Source organism: Janthinobacterium sp. BJB304 (genome assembly GCF_002735765.1).
In the GTDB taxonomy this organism is placed as follows: Bacteria; Pseudomonadota; Gammaproteobacteria; order Burkholderiales; family Burkholderiaceae_D; genus Janthinobacterium.
The window spans coordinates 24,073-42,274 of the sequence record NZ_PDZN01000009.1 but is presented as its reverse complement, the minus strand read 5'-3'; the positions used below and the strand labels follow the sequence as shown (position 1 = coordinate 42,274).

The window sequence follows — 18,202 nt, the reverse complement described above, 5'->3', positions numbered from 1 at the left end:
AGTAAGGTTTCATTGCTGTCTGGCAGGCGCCGCCGGGGCGGCCTGCTCGTCCGTGATTTCTTCCAGGGTGCGCACTTCGTCGACATCTTCCTTGGGCACCTTGGTGGTGTCTTTTTCCTTGTCGCTCGGGCGCTTGCCCAGCAGGTAGTAGTCGAGCGCCTTGCGCGCGATCGGCGCGGCCACGCCGGCGCCGAAGCCCGCGTTTTCCACCACGATGGCGATCGCGATGCGCGGCTTGTCGGCCGGCGCGAAGGCCGTAAACAGGGCGTTGTCGCGCAGGCGCTCGGCCAGCAGCTTGGCATTGTACTTCTCGTTTTTCTTGATGCCGACCACCTGCGCCGTGCCCGTCTTGCCGCCCACCGTGTACTGCACGCCGGTGAAGATGCGCGCGGCCGTACCGCCCTGCTCGCTGGTCACGCCCACCATGGCGCGCTTGATGATGTCGATGTTTTCCTGCTTGAGCGCGATGCGGTAGCTTTCCTTCGGTACCGTCAGGGTGCGCGCACGCGTGGCCGCGTCTTCGATGATCTTCACCAGATGCGGCTTCATCACCACGCCGTTATTGGCCAGGTTGGCCGTCGCGTGGGCGATCTGCAGCGGCGTGTAGGAGTTGTAGCCGGAGCCGTTACTCACCGAAATCGTGTCGCCGCCCACCCATTTTTTCTGCTGCGGCGTCTTGAAGCGGTTGCGCTTCCACTCCGTCGACGGCAGCACGCCCGTCTTTTCATTATTCAGGTCGATGCCCGTCAGCTGGCCGAAACCGAACGGCTTCATGAAGTCGTGGATGGCGTCGATGCCCATGTCACGGCCCAGCTGATAGTAATAGGTGTTGCACGAGACGACGATGGACTTGTGCATGTCCACCGTGCCATGGCCGCCCACCTTGTCGTCGCGGAAGGTGTGGCCGCCGAGGATGAAGAAGCCGGGATCGGAAATCGACTGGCTCGGCGTACGCTTGCCCAGTTCCAGCGCGGCCAGCGCCATGAAGGGCTTGAAGGTCGAACCGGGCGCGTAGGTACCGGACAGGGGACGGTTGACCATCGGCCGGTCCAGCGAGGTATTGAGTTCGTTCCAGCTTTGCTGGTCGATGCCGTCGACGAACAGGTTGGGGTCATAGCCTGGCTTGGAGACGTAGGCGAGGATGTCGCCCGTAGCCGGGTCGATGGCCACGGCCGCGCCGCGCCATTCGCCGAACGCTTCCTCTACCACCTTCTGCAGTTCGATGTCGATCGACAGGATCAGGTTGTTGCCGGGGGTGGCCGCCGTGCGCGACAGGGTGCGCATGGCGCGCCCGCCGGCCGACACTTCCACTTCTTCGTAGCCGGTGGTGCCATGCAGCTGCTTTTCGTAGCTTTTTTCCAGGCCTTCCTTGCCGATATGGTCGGTGCCGTTGTAGTTGGCCGCGTCCTCGCCCTCTTCCAGCGCCTTGGCTTCATTGCGGTTGATGCGGCCGATGAAGCCCACCACGTGCGAGGCCACCTCGCCCATCGGATACTGGCGGAACAGGCGCGCCTGCACTTCCACGCCGGGGAAGCGGAAACGCTGCGCCGTGAAGCGCGCCACTTCCTCGTCCGTCAGGCGCGTGCGCAGCGGCACGCTGACGAAGTTCTTCGATTCTTCCAGCAGCTTCTTGAAGCGGCGGCGGTCCTTGACGTCGATCTGCACCAGGGTCGACAGCTCGTCGATCACGGAATCGAGGCTGGCGCTCAATTTCGACGGCGTGATTTCCAGCGTGTAGGCCGAGTAATTGCGCGCCAGGACCACGCCGTTGCGGTCGAGGATCAGGCCGCGCGTGGGCACGATGGGCACCACGGCGATGCGGTTGTCCTCAGCCTTGGTCGCGTAGTCCTCGTGCTTGATCACCTGCAGCCAGATGAAGCGCGCCAGCAGCAGCGAAAAGCAGACGAAGACGAGCGCGCCCAGGATGGTCAGGCGCATGCGGAAAAAATGCAGTTCGCGCTCGGTATTTTTCAGTTCGGTCATGGCAGGCGCCCGTCAGATCGGCCGGTTATGGTCGCGGTCCACGGCGCGGCGCTGCGGCGCCAGCAGGATCCACGTCACGAAAGGCCAGAGGGCGACGGCGACGAAGCTCTCGATGAAATTGAGCCAGCCGGGGAAACGGCCCGAGACGATCAGCCGCGTCAGCAATTGCAGCGCCTGCGTCAGCAGCAGCAGCGGCAGCACGTGCAGTGCCTGCGTCAGGATGGGGAACCACAGCACGCGCCGGTGCATCATGATGGCGAAATACGACAGCAAGGTATACGCCAAGGCATTCTCGCCCAGCAGGGTCGAATCGTGCACGTCCATCATCAGGCCCATGAAGAACGCAACGCCGATGCCGACCTTGCGCGGCTGGTGGATGCCCCAGAAGACCAGCACCAGCGCGACGAAATCGGGCACGCCGACAAACTGGCCCCATGGCAGCAGATTCAGCAAAAAAGCGCACAGCAGGGAAAAACCGATGAACAGGGGGCTGACCGGCAGCAGGATGTAATGCGGGCGGTTCATCGTGTCGCTTCCTTCGGTGGCACGGCGGCAGGTGCTGGCGTTGTTACAGGCGTTGCGGCAGGTCCTGCCGGCGCCGCCGGTTTCGGCGCGGCGCTGGCGGGCGGCTTCGCGGCGGGGGCTGTCGCGGCGGCGGCAGGCTCCTTGGCCGGGTCCTTGATCGGCGCCATCTTGCCGGCGATCTTGCGGCCCGTCTTGACATCTTCGGCGGGCGGGCGCGGCGGAATATCGGGCGACGTCATCAGGATGAGCAGCTGGGTGTTGCGTTCGATACCGGCCAGCGGCTGGCACACGACGCGGCCGAACGGGCCATGCGCATTGCGCTCGACCAGGGTCACGCGCGCCACGGCCAGGCCAGCCGGGTACAGGCCGTCGAGGCCCGAGGTAATGACGATGTCGCCGATCTGGATGTCGGCGCTGGGGGCCGTGAAGCGCAGCTCCATGGTGCCCGACTTGCCGCGGCCGATGGCCACGCTGCGCACACCGTTGCGCAGCAGCTGCACGGGAATGGCCTGCTCTTCATCGGTCAAGAGCGTTACTTCGGAGGTGAACGGGAACACGCGCGTGACCTGCCCCACCACACCCAGGTTGTCGATCACGGGGCGGCCCAGTTCCACGCCATGCTGGATGCCGCGATCGAGCACGATCTTGCGCGTGGCCGAATCGCGCGTGTCGTACAGCACTTCGGCCATCATGGTCTTGACGGGCACGCGCTCGCGCGCTTCCATCAGCTTGCGCAGGTGGTTGTTTTCAACGATATTAAGCTGCGCCTGCTGCAGGATCTGCGCCGAGGCGATCTGTTCGTGCTTCAGGTCGCGCACCTGTTTTTCCAGGGCGGACAGCGAAGAAAAGTAGTTGCCGACGCCAAGCGCCACGTCGCGCGGCACCAGGGCCGCCATCTGCACCGGATACAGCACGGTGCCGACCGCCTGACGCACGGCCGTCAGCGCGTGCATGCGCGAATCGACCAGCAGCAGGGCGATAGAAATGCCGGCGAACACCATCATCTTGACGCGGGCGGAGGCGCCTTGTTTGAAAAGTGGCGGAGGACTGTATTCCATGACTTCCAATAATCAGGCCAGGCGCAGTGCGCCAACGTGCAGGCCCCGGTCAGACGCCGGCGCCAAAACCAAAAAAAGGCCGGAATGGTTTCCGGCCCTTCTGTCAGATTATTCGTAGGAGAAGATCGAGCCGAGCTTGTCCATACGTTCCAGTGCCATCCCGGAACCGCGCACCACGCAGGTGAGCGGGTCCTCGGCCACCAGCACCGGCAGGCCGGTTTCCTCCATCAGCAGGCGGTCCAGGTCGCGCAGCAGCGCGCCGCCGCCCGTCAGCATCATGCCTTTTTCGGCGATGTCGGCGCCCAGTTCCGGCGGCGTCTGTTCCAGCGCGTTTTTCACGGCCGAGACGATGTTGTTCAGCGGGTCGGTCAGCGCTTCGAGGATCTCGTTGCTGGAAATGGTGAACGAACGCGGGATGCCTTCGGACAGGTTGCGGCCCTTGACTTCCATTTCCTTCACTTCCGAACCAGGGAAGGCCGAACCGATGGCCTTCTTGATGGCTTCGGCCGTCTGTTCGCCGATCAGCATGCCGTAGTTGCGGCGGATGTAGTTGACGATGGCTTCATCGAACTTGTCGCCGCCCACGCGCACGGAACCCTTGTAGACCATGCCGCCCAGCGAGATGATGCCCACTTCCGTCGTGCCGCCGCCGATGTCGACCACCATCGAGCCGGTCGCCTCCGACACGGGCAAGCCCGCGCCGATGGCCGCTGCCATCGGTTCCTCGATCAGGTACACCTGCGAGGCGCCGGCGCCCAGGGCCGATTCGCGGATCGCGCGGCGTTCGACCTGGGTCGAACCGCACGGCACGCAAATGATGATGCGCGGCGATGGACGGAAGAATTTCGAGTCATGCACCATGCGGATGAATTGCTTGAGCATCTGCTCGGTCACGGTGAAGTCGGCGATCACGCCATCTTTCATCGGACGAATCGCTTCGATATTGCCCGGCACTTTGCCCAGCATCTGCTTGGCTTCCTTGCCGACTGCCTGAATGGTCTTCTTGCCATTCGGACCGCCTTCCTGGCGGATGGCGACGACGGATGGCTCGTCCAGGACGATACCGAGGCCGCGTACATAAATAAGGGTGTTGGCCGTGCCCAAGTCAATGGCCAGATCGGTGGAGATATACCTGCGTAAAAAACCAAACATGAGTGTCCTGTAGCGCATCGAGCTGCGCAAAAGCTGTTTATGGGGAGTTTCAAAGCGGGCGCTTTCAGGCACCCTGAAAATCCGTGGAGGCGATTTTTTCGGGTTTCGCTTGGCGCTTGCGCAATCTTTTCTATGCTGCGGCAGCGGTCCATCAGCGCCGGCAACGCATTAACCCGCCATTCTACCTTATAATTTGAATGCGATTTGCTCAAAAACCATGGAAAAGTGCGACTCTTGCAGCCGCGAGTTACGCGGCATTCCTCGATTTTTGTGAGCAAAATAGCAGTAAATACCCGCGTTTTATCAAAACGCCAACTTAATACTAATGCGCGGCACTCCGCGCCATTCGCCATGTCCCTGACACTCTCCGACGTAAAACGCATCGCCCACCTGGCCCAACTTGAAATGGCCGACGACCAGGCCGTCACGTCTTTGGCCCAATTGAACAAGATTTTCGCACTGGCAGAACAAATGCAAGCCGTCAATACCGATGGCGTGGCGCCCCTGAGCCACCCGCTGGCCGCCCACATGGACAATATCGCCCTGCGCCTGCGCGAGGACGTCGCCACGGAACAGAATCGCCGCGACGCCTACCAGGCCGTGGCGCCGAAGGTACAGGATGGACTCTATCTCGTTCCCAAGGTTATCGAATAAACACGCCGTTGCGCCGTTCCCGCCTTCTTGCCGAATATCACAATAGAAACGCCATGCATACAAAATCCATCAAACAGCTGTCCACGCTTTTGCAGAACAAGGAAATTTCCGCCGTTGCACTGGCGACGCATTTCCTCGACCGCATCGAAGCGGACAACTCGAACGCCTTCCTGCACGTCGACCGTGCCCTGACCCTGGCGCAAGCAGCCGACGCCGACGCGCGTATCGCCGCCGGCACGGCCACGCCATTGACGGGCGTGCCGATCGCGCACAAGGACTTGTTCGTCACGAAAGGCTGGCGTACGACGGCCGGCTCGAAAATGCTGGCCAACTACGCCAGCCCGTTTGACGCCACCGTGGTGGAAAAATTCCAGGCGGCCGGCATGGTCACTTTGGGCAAGGTCAACTGCGATGAATTCGCCATGGGTTCCGGCAACGAGAACTCGGCCTTCGGCGCCGTGCAGAACCCGTGGGATAAAACAGCCGTGCCGGGCGGCTCGTCCGGCGGCTCGGCCGCCGCCGTCGCCGCCGGCCTCACGCCAGCGGCTACCGGCACCGACACGGGCGGCTCGATCCGCCAGCCGGCCGCCTTCTGCGGCATCACCGGCATCAAGCCGACCTATGGCCGCGTCTCGCGCTTCGGCATGATCGCCTTTGCCTCGTCGCTGGACCAGGGCGGCCCGATGGCCCGCTCGGCCGAAGACTGCGCCCTGCTGCTCACCGCCATGGCCGGCTTCGACGAACGCGACTCGACCAGCCTGTCGCCGGAACAGGGCGGCGTGGCGGAAGATTTTTCACGTGAACTGGGCCAGCCGTTGACGGGCTTGCGCATCGGCGTGCCGCGCGAGTACTTCGGCGAGGGCCTGGCCAAGGACGTGGAAGCGGCCGTGCGCGGCGCGCTGGCGCAGTATGTAAAGCTGGGCGCCACCCTGGTCGACATCTCGCTGCCCAACACGGCCTTGTCGATTCCCGCCTACTACATGATCGCGCCGGCCGAAGCGTCGTCGAACCTGTCGCGCTACGACGGCGTGCGCTACGGCCACCGCGCGGCCGAGTACAAGGACTTGCAGGACATGTACAAGAAGTCGCGCGCCCAGGGCTTCGGTCCGGAAGTGCAGCGCCGCATCATGGTCGGCACCTACGTGCTGTGCCATGGCTACTACGACGCCTACTATCTGAAGGCGCAAAAGATCCGCCGCCTGATCGCGCAGGATTTCGACGCCGTGCTGAATGGCCCGGACGCCGTCTGCGACGTCATCATGGGCCCCGTCGCGCCGACCGTCGCCTGGGACCTGGGCGACAAGACGGACGACCCGGTGGCGAACTACCTGGCCGACATCTACACCCTGTCGACCAGCCTGGCCGGCCTGCCCGGCATGTCAATCCCTTGCGGTTTCGGTGCAGGCGAGAAGAATGGCAAGCGCCCCGTCGGCCTGCAAATCATCGGCAATTATTTTGGCGAAGCCAAACTGCTGAACGTGGCCCACCAGTTCCAGCAAGTGACGGACTGGCATACGCGTGCTCCAGGCAACGCAACGGCCGGCATCTAAGAAAAAAATCGCGCCGCCCAGGCGGCGCCACCAAAAAATAAGCGAGAACACTATGCAATGGGAAGTCGTCATCGGTCTTGAGAACCACGTGCAGCTCACGACCGAATCCAAAATTTTCAGCGGTTCGCCGATCAAGTACGGCGCCGAAGCCAACACGCAGGCGAGCCCCGTCGATCTGGCGCTGCCCGGCGTGCTGCCGGTGATGAACAAGCAAGCCGTCGACCGCGCCATCCGCTTCGGCCTGGCCGTGGGCGCCACCGTGGCGCCGCACTCGGTCTTCGCGCGCAAGAACTATTTTTATCCCGATTCGCCCAAGGGTTATCAGATCAGCCAGTTCGAGGACCCCGTCGTCATCGGCGGCGCCCTGACCTTCGGCTATGAAAAGGATGGCGAATTCGTCACCAAGACGGTCAACCTGACACGCGCCCACCTGGAGGAAGACGCCGGCAAATCCCTGCACGAAGACTATGCGGGCATGAGCGGCATCGACTTGAACCGCGCCGGCACGCCGCTGCTGGAAATCGTCTCGGAGCCGGAAATCCGCAGCGCCGCCGAAGCCGTGGCTTACGCCAAAGCGCTGCACTCGCTGGTCATGTGGCTGGGCGTTTGCGACGGCAACATGCAGGAAGGCTCGTTCCGCTGCGACGTCAACGTTTCCGTGCGCCCCGTCGGCCAGAAGGAATTCGGCACGCGCTGCGAGATCAAGAACCTGAACTCCTTCCGCTTCATCGAGGAAGCCGTGCACGTCGAAGTGCGCCGCCAGATCGAACTGATCGAAGACGGCGGCAAGGTCGTGCAAGCGACGCGTTTGTACGATCCGGACCGCAAGGAAACGCGCGAAATGCGCAGCAAGGAAGACGCGCAGGATTACCGCTACTTCCCGGACCCTGACCTGCCGCCGCTGGTCATCTCGCAAGCGTGGATCGACACGGTCAAGGCCTCGATGCCGGAACTGCCGGCCGCCATGCGCGCCCGCTTCATCAGCGAATACGCACTGCCGGACTACGATGCGCTGGTGCTGACGCAATCGAAAGCCATGGCGACCTACTTCGTCGCCGTGGTGGACAAGGCTGGCAAGGAAAACGCCAAGGCCGCCGCCAACTGGCTGATGGGCGACGTATCGTCGACCCTGAACCGCGAAGGCGTGGACCTGGACGACGCCCCCGTCTCCGCCGCCCAGCTGGCCGCCATGCTCAAGCGCATCACCGACGGCACGATCTCGAACAAGGCGGCAAAGGAAGTCTTCGCCGGCATGTGGGAAGCGAAGTCAAACGACGAGCACCTGGTCGACGCCATCATCGACGCCAAGGGCTTGAAGCAGATCTCGGACTCGAGCGCCCTGGAAGCCATCGTCGATGAAGTACTGGCGGCCAACGCCAAGTCGGTGGAGCAGTACCGCGCCGGCAAGGAAGCGGCCATCAATGCGCTGATCGGCCAGGCCATGAAGGCATCCAAAGGCAAGGCCAACCCGGCCCAGCTGACGGAACTGCTGAAGGCCAAGCTGGCGGGATAATTTTCACTCGCCCCAAAAAAAGACGCTGCGGCGTCTTTTTTTTTGCCTGTCGGATCTCCTCATAAACAAGCTTGTCTACGTTTTATGTCACGTCTGACAGGCGTTTATACGCCACTGAAAATTAAAGTATACATTTTTGTCTACAACGAGTAATCTAGCCATATTGAATTTCAGGCAAGAGGAAAACCGCATGACCAAGACGCACGACATCCCGAAACCGACGGCAGCCGAGCTCGATCTGCTGCAGGCGCTGTGGCCGCTGGGTGCGGCCACGGCCAAGCAGGTGCACGAGGCGCTGACGCTGGCCAAGCCGGCCATCACGTATGGCACCGTGCTGCGCCTGATGCAGATCATGCACGGCAAGGGCTTGCTGATCCGCGACGAAAGCCAGCGCTCACACGTGTATGCGCCGGCCCAGGCGCAGGACAGCCTGCAGACGAATCTGCTCAAGGAATTGATGCAGAAGGCCTTTGCCGGTTCGGCCAAGGCGCTGGTGCTGGCGGCGCTGCGCACGGGCGTGTCGCGGGCCGAACGCGCGGAAATCGAAAAAATGCTCAAGGACGATCAGTCATGAGCGGCTTCGTGCCGGCGCTGGGCTGGACCCTGCTGCACTTCCTGTGGCAAGGGCTGCTTATCGGCTGCGCCACGGCGCTGGCGTGGGCGGCCCTGCGCAATGCGCGTCCCGAGGCGCGCTACGCCGTCGGTTGCGGCGCCCTGCTGGCCTGCCTGGCGTGGCCGGCGGCGGGCTTGTATCTGCGCCTGGCCGGGGCCGATGCCACGGGCGCGCTGTACTCCAGCGCCTTGCTGCCCGCCGCCCTGCTGGCGCCCGACAGCCTGCCCGACCTGGACCTGCTGCTGCGCGCCGTCGTCGGCGTGTGGGCCTTGTGCGCCGCCGTGCTGGCCGTGCGCATGGCGCTGGGCATGCTGTGGATAGAGCGCAGCGCCAGGAACACGGGCACCGCGCATGGACAGCTGCAGACAAGGCTGTCGCGCATGGCGCACGATGCCGGCGTGGCGCGGCCCGTGCGGCTGCGCGTGCTCGACAACATCGCCAGTCCGCTCACGGCCGGCATCTGGCGCCCCATGGTGCTGGTGCCCGCGGCACTGATCACCGGCATGCCGCCGCACCTGCTCGACGCGCTGCTGGCGCATGAACTGGCGCACATCCGGCGCCACGATTATCTGATCAACCTGCTGCAAAACGCCATCGAGGCGCTGCTGTTCTTCCACCCTGCCGTCTGGTGGATTTCACGCGGCGTGCGCCTCGAACGCGAACATATTGCAGATGATTTCGCAGCAAGACAACTGGGCGAACCGCGGCGTCTGGCTCTTGCACTCTCGGAACTGGAACGTCTCCAGTTCTCAACCCACCACCTGGCCCAGGCGGCCAACGGAGGAGATCTTATGTCACGTATCAAACGATTGCTGCGCCCCGCACCACAAGCCCTGAACTGGAAGGCGGCCGTGCCGCTGCTGGCATTGGCCGGCGCCTGCCTCGGCATTTACGGCCAGGCCGTCGCCGCCGACAGCGCACCCGTGCTGGAGCGCCGCCCCGTCATCGACTTTGGCGTGTGCGGCAAACCGGTCTACCCGCCCGCATCGCTGCAGGCGAAGGAAACGGGCACGGTCAACCTGTCCTTTGATATCGACGCCACCGGCAAGGTCCAAGGGTCAAGCGTGGTCAAGAGCAGCGGCCATCCTGCCCTCGACGAGGCGGCGCGCACTGGCATTGCCAAGTGCACGTTCAAGCCGGCCCTCGCTGGCGGCAAGCCTGTCAGCGCCAGCGTCAAGGTGCAATACGTCTGGAGCCTGAACTAAGATCCTATCCCAGTAGATGAATACATCTCTTGCAAGCGCCCCTCAGAAGCGGGGACTGCGTTGTTCGTCGTCGCGTGGCTCGTCACGCGTCCTCCTCGCGCCTTGTCCGCGCTCCTGATGTGCTGCTTGCAAAAGACGCTCCCTACTGGGATAGGCTCTAAAGCATGCGCGGCGGCACATCGTGGCAGCATTGCTGCAGCGGTGCCGCCGCCCGCTTGCAGGTATGATCATGGATTCTTCCACGCACCTGTGAACCCGCCATGAACAAGATCAAAACCGGCCTGGTCGGCTACGGCTTTGCCGGCTCCACCTTCCACGCTCCCGTCCTGTCCGCCATCGATGCCCTGGAACTGGCGGCCGTCGCCTCCAGCAAGCCCGAGCTCGTGCACAAGGATTGGCCGCACGCCACCGTGTATGCGGATGCGGCGCAGCTGTTTGCCGATGCCTCGATCGAACTGGTCGTCATCGCCGCCCCCAACGAGGCGCACTTCAGCCTGGCGCAGGCGGCCCTGCAGGCGGGCAAGCACGTGGTGGTCGACAAGCCCTTCACCATTTCCAGCACCGAGGCGCAGAGCCTGATCGCGCTGGCGAAAGAGCGCAAGCTGGTGCTCAGCGTGTATCACAACCGGCGCTGGGATGGCGACTTCCTCACCCTGCAAGCGCTGCTGGCGCAAGGCACCTTGGGGCGCATCGCCAGCGTCGAATCGCACTTCGACCGTTTCCGCCCCGAGATCCGCCAGCGCTGGCGCGAATCCGGCGCGCCGGGCGGCGGCTTGCTGTACGACCTGGGTCCGCACATGCTGGACCAGGCCATGCAGCTGTTCGGCAAGCCGGAAAAACTCTACGCCGATATCGTCCTGCAGCGCGATGGCGCGCAAGCCGTCGACTACATGCACGTCATTTTGTATTACGACCGGCTGCGCGTGGTGCTGCAAGCGGGCTGCCTGGTGAAGGCGCCGACGGCGCGCTTCGCCGTGCATGGCGACAAGGGCAGTTTCGTGAAATTCGGCCTCGATCCGCAGGAAGACGCGCTGAAGGCGGGCGGCAGGCCGGGCCAGCCCGGCTGGGGCGTGGACCCCGTGCGCGGCGCGCTGCACCTGGGCACGCAGCCGGACGGCCATTGCGAACACTTCGAAATGCAGGCGGGCCGCTACCAGGACTTTTACCAGGGCATGGCCGACGCCATCCGCCACGGCGCACCGGCGCCGGTGGCGGCCGAGGATGCGGCAGCGACGATACGCCTGATCGAACTGGCGCTGCAAAGCGCTGCCGAAGGGCGCGTGCTCGCGGTCAGCTGATTCGATGTCAGCTGATCGAGGTCAGTTGATAACGAAGGCCAGCACCACGGCGCCCAGCGCCAGCAGCGCCAGGCCGCAGATGAACAGCAGCTCGCCCCACGATTCGTAGCGCAAGCGCGACTGGCCGGGGCGCAGGGAGATGAACGAGAGCACGGCGCTGACGAGAAAGACGATGGCATCGACGGCGAGCAGCTTGTCGATGACCACGCGCATGTCACCGCGCGGCGCCAGATGCCCGATTGACAGCACCGTCATGCACACGCCGACCATCGTCGCCGACGTGGGCAGGATATGCGCCGACAAGCCCCGCGCCGGCAAGTCCCCTTCGGGCGCCTTGCCGTCGCCAGACATCAAGGCCGGCCCTGGTTCGTTCCCGCCGGCCAGACCAGCTCCACGCGCGCGGAACTGCCCGCCTTGATCTGCACCTTGCGCTCCAGCGACTTGCCGGCCAGGGTGGCGCGCAGGCTGTAGCTGCCTGGCAGCAGTTTCGCCAGCAGGAACGGTCCGCTGGCCGTCGTATCGAGCACCGGAGCGCCCTTGGCATCGCGTATTTCCAGCTTCACGTCGGAGGCAAATTCCGCCTTGCCCGCCGCCTGCACGGAAAACACGAGACTCAAGGGCCAATGCCGGCTGGCGCTCTTGATGGCCGTCGACTCATCGAGGCCGATGCCGCCGCTCAGATACTCCACCGCCCCGCTTTTCTGCACGGGCGGCAGTGCACCGTCGGTTTGCGCCTGCGCCGCACTTCCCAGCAACAGCCCGGCGGCCAGCATCGCCGCCGCCAGGCCCAGGGTACCGCGTCTGTTTGATGCCATCTCACTCTCCTCATGTCGGTTGAATCAAGATAGGAAGCGCAGCTTAAACAGGCCTTAGCCCTACATCAACGCCGGCGCATGGCGTCGGCGATCTTCTGGTCCGTCTTGTACTGGCTCAGCGCATATACGGCCCAGATCGTGGCCGGCAGCCAGCCGATCAAGGTGATTTGCAGGATCAGGCAAATGATGCCGGCGATCGGACGGCCGATCGTGAAAAAGGTCAGCCATGGGAGTAACAGGGCAATCAGCAAGCGCATCGTTCGTTCCTTGAGTATTCCCCTGTGCCGCGGGGACCGGGCCGGCATGCGCCGGCGGTAAATACAGTCAAACCGATTATAACGATACCCGGCCGTCAAGCCTGCACGGGTGCCAGCAGTTTTCCCATCCAGGCCAGGATGGCGGCAAAGATCGTCTCGCGGTTCACTTCATTGAAATTCTCGTGATAGTTGGCCGGATAAAAATGATAGTCGAGCAAGCCATCGGGCACGCTGCGCAGCAGGCTTTCCGTGGCGCGGCTGTCGGCCAGCTTGTCGTCGCCCGCCACCGCGGCGAACAGGGGGAAGCGCCAGTCCGACAGGCCGCCCGCCAGTTCCTTTTGCGCCGACGTCAGCGCATGGGCAAACCGCACCGACGCCGCACTGGCGCGTATGCCGTCGCGCTCGTCCTGGAAATGGCGCGCGGTGATGGTCTGGTCATGCGTGAGCAGCATGGTCAGGTTACCCAGCGGCACCTTCATCGTGGGGAAGCGCCGCGCCAGCCAGCCGGACAGCATCTGCAGCACCTTCGGCACGGGAATCGCATTCACGTAATACGGCGATGAAATCACAACCCCCTTGATGGCCGGATCGCCCGCAAAGCGGCGCAGCCCCAGGTGGGTGGCGATCAGGCCGCCCATGGAGTGGCCCATGACGAAGATCGGCACGCCCGGATACGCCTGCTTGACCCAGGCGAGGAACAGCTCTTCGTCGTCAAGGAAGGCGTCGAACGAGGGGATGTCGACCTTGCGCTTGCCGTCGTGGCCCACCATGTCGAAACTGACGGTGGCGATGCCGTGCTGGCGGAAGTATAGCGCCGGCGTGACGTAGTCGCCCGCATGCGCCATGCCGCCGTGGATCGCCAGGATCACGGCGCGGGGATGCTCCGGCTGCCAGATGTGGATAGGCCGCTCGACCCGGTCGCTGCACAGCAGGCTGGCCATCTTGTCTTCTGAAAAACGCATCGCTGCTCCTGTCATGCCCTGTCACGCCTTCAGATGATCGATCAACTGGCGCGCATACAGGGGTAATTCACTGAACTGGCGCACGCAGATCGTCAGATTGCGTACCGACCAGGGATCGGATAATTCCAGGCAGCGCAGCGCCATCGTCTGCTGGCAGCGGCTGGCCGCCGCCAGCGGCACCACGCTGATGCCCACGCCGCTGGCCACCATGCGGCACACGGCATCGAAGCTGCGCAGGCGCACGCGCACCTTCAAGGGGCGGCCCAGGCGCGCCGCATGCATGCCCAGGTACTGCTGCATCGCGCTGTCGTCGGCCAGGCCGATGAAATCGTGATCCAGCAGCGTGGAGAACGCGACGACGCCATCCTGGCCCAGGGCGCGGTGATGCACGCCGTCGGCCGCGGCGATCACCACCAGCCGGTCGGGGCGGAACAAAAACGTCTGCAAGCCGCGCATATCGACCGAGTCGGACACGATGCCCATGTCGGCCAGCCCTTCCGAGACGGCCTTGACGATATCGTAACTGAGGCGCTCTTCCAGGTCGATGGTCAGGTTCGGATGGCGGTCGAGAAAAGCGCCTAGCGCCTCGGGCAAAAATTCGCTGAGCGCGGCCGTATTGCACAGCAGGCGCAACTGCCCTTTCAAGCCGCGCGCAAACTCGCCAAGCTCGCCACGCATTTTCTCCATTTGCAGCAATACGAGGCGCGCGTGATGCAGCAAGGTCTGGCCCACGGGCGTCGGCTCCACGCCGCGCCGTCCGCGCAGCAGCAAGGGCATGCCCAGCATCTCTTCCATGCCGCGCACGCGCGCGCTGCTTGACGCCAGCGCCAGGTGGCTGCGCGCGGCGCCCGCCGTCAGGCTGCCCGCTTCCACCACGTTGACGAACAGCTGCAAATCGACCAGATCAAAGCGCATGACGGCTCCCCTTTTCACCATCTTACCAGCCTTCGTATTTTACTGAGGCTGACTCAAAATAATCCACCTTGGCGAAACCGCCCAGCGCGCGCAGAATCCACGCAATTCACTGTGGAACAGAAAAAATGGAGACGTCATTTCTGCTGGCCGTCGGCGCCAGCTTCCTCGTCGCTGGCTTCGTCAAGGGCGTAGTCGGATTGGGCTTGCCGACGGTGGCCATGGGCACGCTCAGCCTCGTCATGCCGCCCGTGCAGGCGGCGGCCCTCTTGATCGTGCCGTCGATGGTGACGAATATCTGGCAACTGGCGGCCGGCCCCGGCCTGCGCGGCCTGCTGAGGCGCCTGTGGCCCATGCTGGCGGCCGTCATGGCCGCTACCGTGGCGGGCGGCGCCCTGCTGCCGGCCGACAGCGGCGCCTGGGCCGTCGTCGCGCTGGGCGTGGCGCTGATGCTGTATGCGCTGGCGGGCCTGTTTTCGCTGCAGCTGCGCGTGCCAGCGCGGCACGAAGCGTGGCTGGGGCCATTGGCCGGCGCGGCGACGGGACTGGTGACGGCCGCCACCGGCGTATTCGTGATCCCCGCCGTGCCGTATCTGCAGGGACTGGGGCTGGCGCGCGATGCGCTGGTGCAGGCGCTGGGCCTGGCCTTTACGGCATCGACCGTGGCGCTGGCGGCCAGCCTGGCCCTGCACGGCGACTTCAGCCTGGGCGCGGCCGGCGCATCCGCGTATGCGCTGCTGCCGGCGCTGGCCGGCATGCTGGCCGGTCAATGGCTGCGCGGGCGCATCGCGCAGCAGGTATTCAAGCGCTGCTTTTTTATCGGCCTGTTCGCCTTAGGCCTGCATGCGGCGGTCAAACCATGGCTGGCGTGATGCGGATAGACTGGCAAGGGGACAGCGCGCTGTGCGCGTGGATCGATGGCCAGCAGGTGGCCATGCTCGATATCAGCAGGGACGCCGATGAAGTGACGGTGAACATGCTGTTCGTGAAACCGCCGTTCCGCCGGCGCGGCATCGGCGGCGCGCTGCTGCAGCGGCTGCTGCAATGCCATCCGCAAGCTGGCGCCGCCTGCAGCGACCCGCGGCTGCGGGCGCTGCTGGAAAAGACGACTTAAATACCGTAGCGCGTGCGGTACGCGGAAACGGCATCCTTGTATTGGAGCAGTTCCGGATCGGCGCCCGCGCCGTTCAGGTAGCCGAACAAGTCGTCCAGGTTGCCGATCGAGATGACGGGAATGCCGTACTGTTTCGACACTTCCTGCACCGCCGAACTTGGCGACAGCTGGCCATCCGGGCCCGAGCGCTCCATGCGGTCCAGGGCGATCAGCACGGCGCATGGTTCGGCACCGGCGGCGCGGATCATGTCCACCGATTCGCGCACCGAGGTGCCGGCCGAGATCACATCGTCAATGATGACGACTTTACCATGCAGCTTGGCGCCGACGATGGTGCCGCCTTCGCCATGGTCCTTGGCTTCCTTGCGGTTGAAGGCGAACGAGGTGTTGCGGCCCTTGCCGGCCAGCGCCACGGCGGTGGCCGACGCCAGGGTGATGCCCTTGTAGGCGGGGCCGAACAGCATGTCGAATTCCACGCCCGAGTCGAGCAGGGTCTGCGCGTAGAACTGCGCCAGCTCGGCCAGGGTGGCGCCGTCATGGAACAGGCCCGCATTGAAGAAGTACGGCGACTGGCGCCCGGCCTTGGTGGTGAACTCGCCAAACCGCAAGACTCCCTTGGATACTGAAAACGCGATAAACTGCTGGCGTAAATTATTCACATTAGCCTCATTTTTTAAAAGTGCCTGTATTTTAATCCGCGCGCAGCGGCGAGACAATCGCCATGCCGCGCCCGCCGGCCCCGTCCAGCGCCCTTTTCATTCTCACTCTATGCCAAAAATTATCTCCGCCAACCTGAACGGCATCCGTTCCGCCGCCAAAAAAGGCTTTTTCAACTGGATGGGCACGCAGACGGCCGATTTCATCTGCGTGCAGGAATTGAAGGCGCAGCTGCCCGACATGACGCCGGAATTCCTCAACCCGCACGGCTACCATGGCCATTTCCACTATGCCGAGAAAAAGGGGTACTCCGGCACGGGCGTGTACAGCAAGGTGGAACCGGACGCCGTGCATATCGGCTTCGGCAGCCCCGAATTCGATGCCGAAGGCCGCTACGTGCGCTGCGATTTCGGCAACCTGTCCGTCATTTCCGTGTACTGCCCCTCCGGCTCGTCCGGGCCGGAACGCCAGGAAGCCAAGTTCCGCTTCATGGAACTGTTCCTGCCGCACCTGCTGGAATTGAAGGCGCTGGGCCGCGAAGTGGTCATCTGCGGCGACTGGAACATCGCCCACCACGAAATCGACCTGAAAAACTGGAAGGGCAACAAAAAGAATTCCGGCTTCCTGCCCGAAGAACGTGCGTGGCTGACGCGCGTCTTCGACGAAGTGGGCTTCGTCGACGTGCACCGCGGCCTGGACAAGCGCGAAGACCAGTACACGTGGTGGAGCAACCGCGGACAAGCCTACGCGAAGAACGTGGGCTGGCGCATCGACTACCACGTCGCCACGCCCGGCATCGCAGCCCAGGCGCATACGGTCAGCGTCTACAAGGACGAACGTTTTTCCGACCATGCGCCCTTGATCATCGATTACACGGTCAAGGGCTGATCTGATACGTCCGTGGTGGTGTCGGCTTACGCGCTGCGCGCTAACCCGACCTACGCTGAATCTGCCGTAGGTCGGATTAGGTCCGCAGGACCGTAATCCGACAGCATTGTCGGCACGTCAGTGATGGTGGCAGATTAAGCATGCCACGCCAGCACGCGCCGGCTTTCGAAATGGCGCGGCTCGCCCGACAGCGGGTCCGTGAAATCGATGGCCCGCGCCAGCAGCTGCAAGGGCTGCGACATGTCGTCTTCCTTGCACGGCAGGGCCACCGGGTAAAACGCATCGTTGACGATGGGGATGCCCAGCGAGGCCAGGTGCACGCGCAGCTGGTGCTTGCGCCCCGTGTGCGGCTGCAGCCGGTACAGATTCACGCCGCCGCGCTCTTCGATCACGTCGATGACGGTTTCCGAATTCGGCTCGCCCGCTTCCTCGCGCATGAGGAAAAACTGCGCGCCCTCGACCATGCGGCTGCGGTAGGTAAATGGGAAATCGCGTCCCGCCAGCACGGGCGCCAGCGCCTCGTACGTCTTGCGCACTTCACGGCGCTGGAACAGCGACTGATAGGCGCCCCGGCTGGCGATCTGGCGCGAAAAAATCACCACGCCGGCCGTCTCGCGGTCGAGGCGGTGGATCGGCGTGAGGTCGCCGCTATCGAGCCGTTTCTTCAGGCGCGTCAACAAGGTCTCCTGCACGAAGCGCCCGCCCGGCGTCATGGGCAGGAAATGCGGCTTGTCGACCACGATCAGATGCTCGTCCTGAAACAGGATCTCTTCCTGGAAGGGAATCGGCGTTTCCCGCTCCAGCTCGCGGTAGTAAAAAATGCGCATGCCGCGCTTGTACGTGCTGCCGGGCGCCAGCACGGCGCCGTCGCCATCGACCACTTCACCGCGCGCCATGCGGTCCCGCCATTGCGCGGCGCTGATCTGCGGATAGCGCTCGACCAGAAAGGACAGCATGTCCGGCCACTGCCCTTCCGGCAGCCACAGGTAGCTGGCCGCCACGCCGTCGCGCATGGGCAAGGGTGCGGCGGCGTGACGCTTGGTCAT

General features: G+C 64.0%; 20 protein-coding genes. 9 read left to right on the top strand and 11 right to left on the bottom strand.

What is annotated here, in order from left to right; all coding sequences use genetic code 11:
• Positions 1–9 precede the first annotated feature (9 nt).
• The 4 genes from mrdA to CSQ95_RS12425 all read right to left on the bottom strand — a co-directional run bounded on the left by mrdA (position 10) and on the right by CSQ95_RS12425 (position 4,718).
• Positions 10–1,983 (bottom strand): penicillin-binding protein 2, encoded by a 1,974-nt coding sequence (mrdA, locus tag CSQ95_RS12440; protein WP_099409749.1) that lies wholly within the window; start codon positions 1,981–1,983, stop codon positions 10–12.
• A gap of 12 nt (positions 1,984–1,995) precedes the next feature.
• Complete coding sequence (mreD, locus tag CSQ95_RS12435; RefSeq protein ID WP_035824494.1) at positions 1,996–2,508, bottom strand: rod shape-determining protein MreD; 513 nt, start codon at positions 2,506–2,508, stop codon at positions 1,996–1,998.
• The gene (mreC, locus tag CSQ95_RS12430) at positions 2,505–3,566 is read right to left on the bottom strand and encodes a rod shape-determining protein MreC (protein WP_099409748.1); all 1,062 of its coding nucleotides are present in this window, start codon (positions 3,564–3,566) and stop codon (positions 2,505–2,507) included. Before mreC ends, mreD begins: the two co-directional genes overlap by 4 nt.
• Before the next feature lie 108 nt (positions 3,567–3,674).
• Positions 3,675–4,718 (bottom strand): rod shape-determining protein, encoded by a 1,044-nt coding sequence (locus CSQ95_RS12425; RefSeq protein ID WP_010393186.1) that lies wholly within the window; start codon positions 4,716–4,718, stop codon positions 3,675–3,677.
• Positions 4,719–5,069: 351 nt separating this feature from the next.
• Here CSQ95_RS12425 and gatC point away from each other — a divergent pair, with 351 nt between their 5' ends.
• The 6 genes from gatC (at position 5,070) to CSQ95_RS12395 (ending at position 11,551) form a co-directional block, all read left to right on the top strand.
• Entirely contained in the window at positions 5,070–5,372 is a 303-nt protein-coding gene (gatC, locus tag CSQ95_RS12420) for an Asp-tRNA(Asn)/Glu-tRNA(Gln) amidotransferase subunit GatC (protein WP_070222787.1), read from the top strand.
• 53 nt (positions 5,373–5,425) lie between these two features.
• A complete protein-coding gene (gene gatA / locus CSQ95_RS12415) occupies positions 5,426–6,922 on the top strand; it encodes an Asp-tRNA(Asn)/Glu-tRNA(Gln) amidotransferase subunit GatA (RefSeq protein ID WP_099409747.1) in 1,497 nt (498 codons plus the stop codon).
• Between the two features lie 37 nt (positions 6,923–6,959).
• Positions 6,960–8,435, top strand: coding sequence for an Asp-tRNA(Asn)/Glu-tRNA(Gln) amidotransferase subunit GatB (gatB, locus tag CSQ95_RS12410; protein ID WP_257218044.1), 1,476 nt, complete (start codon positions 6,960–6,962; stop codon positions 8,433–8,435).
• 190 nt (positions 8,436–8,625) lie between these two features.
• Complete coding sequence (locus CSQ95_RS12405; RefSeq protein ID WP_099409745.1) at positions 8,626–9,009, top strand: BlaI/MecI/CopY family transcriptional regulator; 384 nt, start codon at positions 8,626–8,628, stop codon at positions 9,007–9,009.
• Positions 9,006–10,253: a M56 family metallopeptidase gene (locus tag CSQ95_RS12400; protein WP_099409744.1), complete on the top strand. Its 1,248-nt coding sequence runs from the start codon at positions 9,006–9,008 to the stop codon at positions 10,251–10,253. Before CSQ95_RS12405 ends, CSQ95_RS12400 begins: the two co-directional genes overlap by 4 nt.
• A 260-nt stretch (positions 10,254–10,513) precedes the next feature.
• Positions 10,514–11,551: an oxidoreductase gene (locus CSQ95_RS12395; protein ID WP_099409743.1), complete on the top strand. Its 1,038-nt coding sequence runs from the start codon at positions 10,514–10,516 to the stop codon at positions 11,549–11,551.
• A gap of 21 nt (positions 11,552–11,572) precedes the next feature.
• On the opposite strand, the gene CSQ95_RS12390 is transcribed toward CSQ95_RS12395, so the two are convergent.
• From CSQ95_RS12390 to CSQ95_RS12370, 5 genes are all read right to left on the bottom strand, one after another.
• Complete coding sequence (locus CSQ95_RS12390) at positions 11,573–11,902, bottom strand: hypothetical protein (protein WP_099409742.1); 330 nt, start codon at positions 11,900–11,902, stop codon at positions 11,573–11,575.
• Positions 11,902–12,366, bottom strand: coding sequence for a carboxypeptidase regulatory-like domain-containing protein (locus CSQ95_RS12385; RefSeq protein WP_099409741.1), 465 nt, complete (start codon positions 12,364–12,366; stop codon positions 11,902–11,904). The genes CSQ95_RS12390 and CSQ95_RS12385 overlap by 1 nt, the downstream gene beginning before the upstream one ends.
• A 65-nt stretch (positions 12,367–12,431) precedes the next feature.
• Positions 12,432–12,623 carry a YqaE/Pmp3 family membrane protein gene (locus CSQ95_RS12380; RefSeq protein ID WP_070222801.1) on the bottom strand — a complete coding sequence of 64 codons (192 nt, stop codon included), beginning with the start codon at positions 12,621–12,623 and terminating at the stop codon, positions 12,432–12,434.
• 95 nt (positions 12,624–12,718) lie between these two features.
• Entirely contained in the window at positions 12,719–13,585 is an 867-nt protein-coding gene (locus tag CSQ95_RS12375; protein ID WP_099409740.1) for an alpha/beta fold hydrolase, read from the bottom strand.
• 21 nt (positions 13,586–13,606) lie between these two features.
• Positions 13,607–14,500, bottom strand: a complete 894-nt coding sequence (locus CSQ95_RS12370; protein WP_070222806.1) for a LysR substrate-binding domain-containing protein — start codon at positions 14,498–14,500, stop codon at positions 13,607–13,609.
• Between the two features lie 125 nt (positions 14,501–14,625).
• Here CSQ95_RS12370 and CSQ95_RS12365 point away from each other — a divergent pair, with 125 nt between their 5' ends.
• Both CSQ95_RS12365 and CSQ95_RS12360 read left to right on the top strand, forming a co-directional pair.
• The gene (locus tag CSQ95_RS12365; RefSeq protein WP_070222808.1) at positions 14,626–15,369 is read left to right on the top strand and encodes a sulfite exporter TauE/SafE family protein; all 744 of its coding nucleotides are present in this window, start codon (positions 14,626–14,628) and stop codon (positions 15,367–15,369) included.
• On the top strand, positions 15,357–15,611 hold the full coding sequence (locus CSQ95_RS12360) for a GNAT family N-acetyltransferase (RefSeq protein ID WP_070222810.1): 255 nt from the start codon (positions 15,357–15,359) through the stop codon (positions 15,609–15,611). The genes CSQ95_RS12365 and CSQ95_RS12360 overlap by 13 nt, the downstream gene beginning before the upstream one ends.
• Here CSQ95_RS12360 and pyrE read toward each other — a convergent pair.
• On the bottom strand, positions 15,608–16,270 hold the full coding sequence (gene pyrE, locus CSQ95_RS12355; protein WP_077399379.1) for an orotate phosphoribosyltransferase: 663 nt from the start codon (positions 16,268–16,270) through the stop codon (positions 15,608–15,610). The genes CSQ95_RS12360 and pyrE overlap by 4 nt on opposite strands.
• Positions 16,271–16,379: 109 nt before the next feature.
• Between pyrE and CSQ95_RS12350 the strand changes: the two genes are divergently transcribed.
• Positions 16,380–17,156 carry an exodeoxyribonuclease III gene (locus tag CSQ95_RS12350; protein ID WP_070222814.1) on the top strand — a complete coding sequence of 259 codons (777 nt, stop codon included), beginning with the start codon at positions 16,380–16,382 and terminating at the stop codon, positions 17,154–17,156.
• 134 nt (positions 17,157–17,290) lie between these two features.
• On the opposite strand, the gene CSQ95_RS12345 is transcribed toward CSQ95_RS12350, so the two are convergent.
• Positions 17,291–18,202 carry a pseudouridine synthase gene (locus CSQ95_RS12345; protein WP_099409739.1) on the bottom strand — a complete coding sequence of 304 codons (912 nt, stop codon included), beginning with the start codon at positions 18,200–18,202 and terminating at the stop codon, positions 17,291–17,293.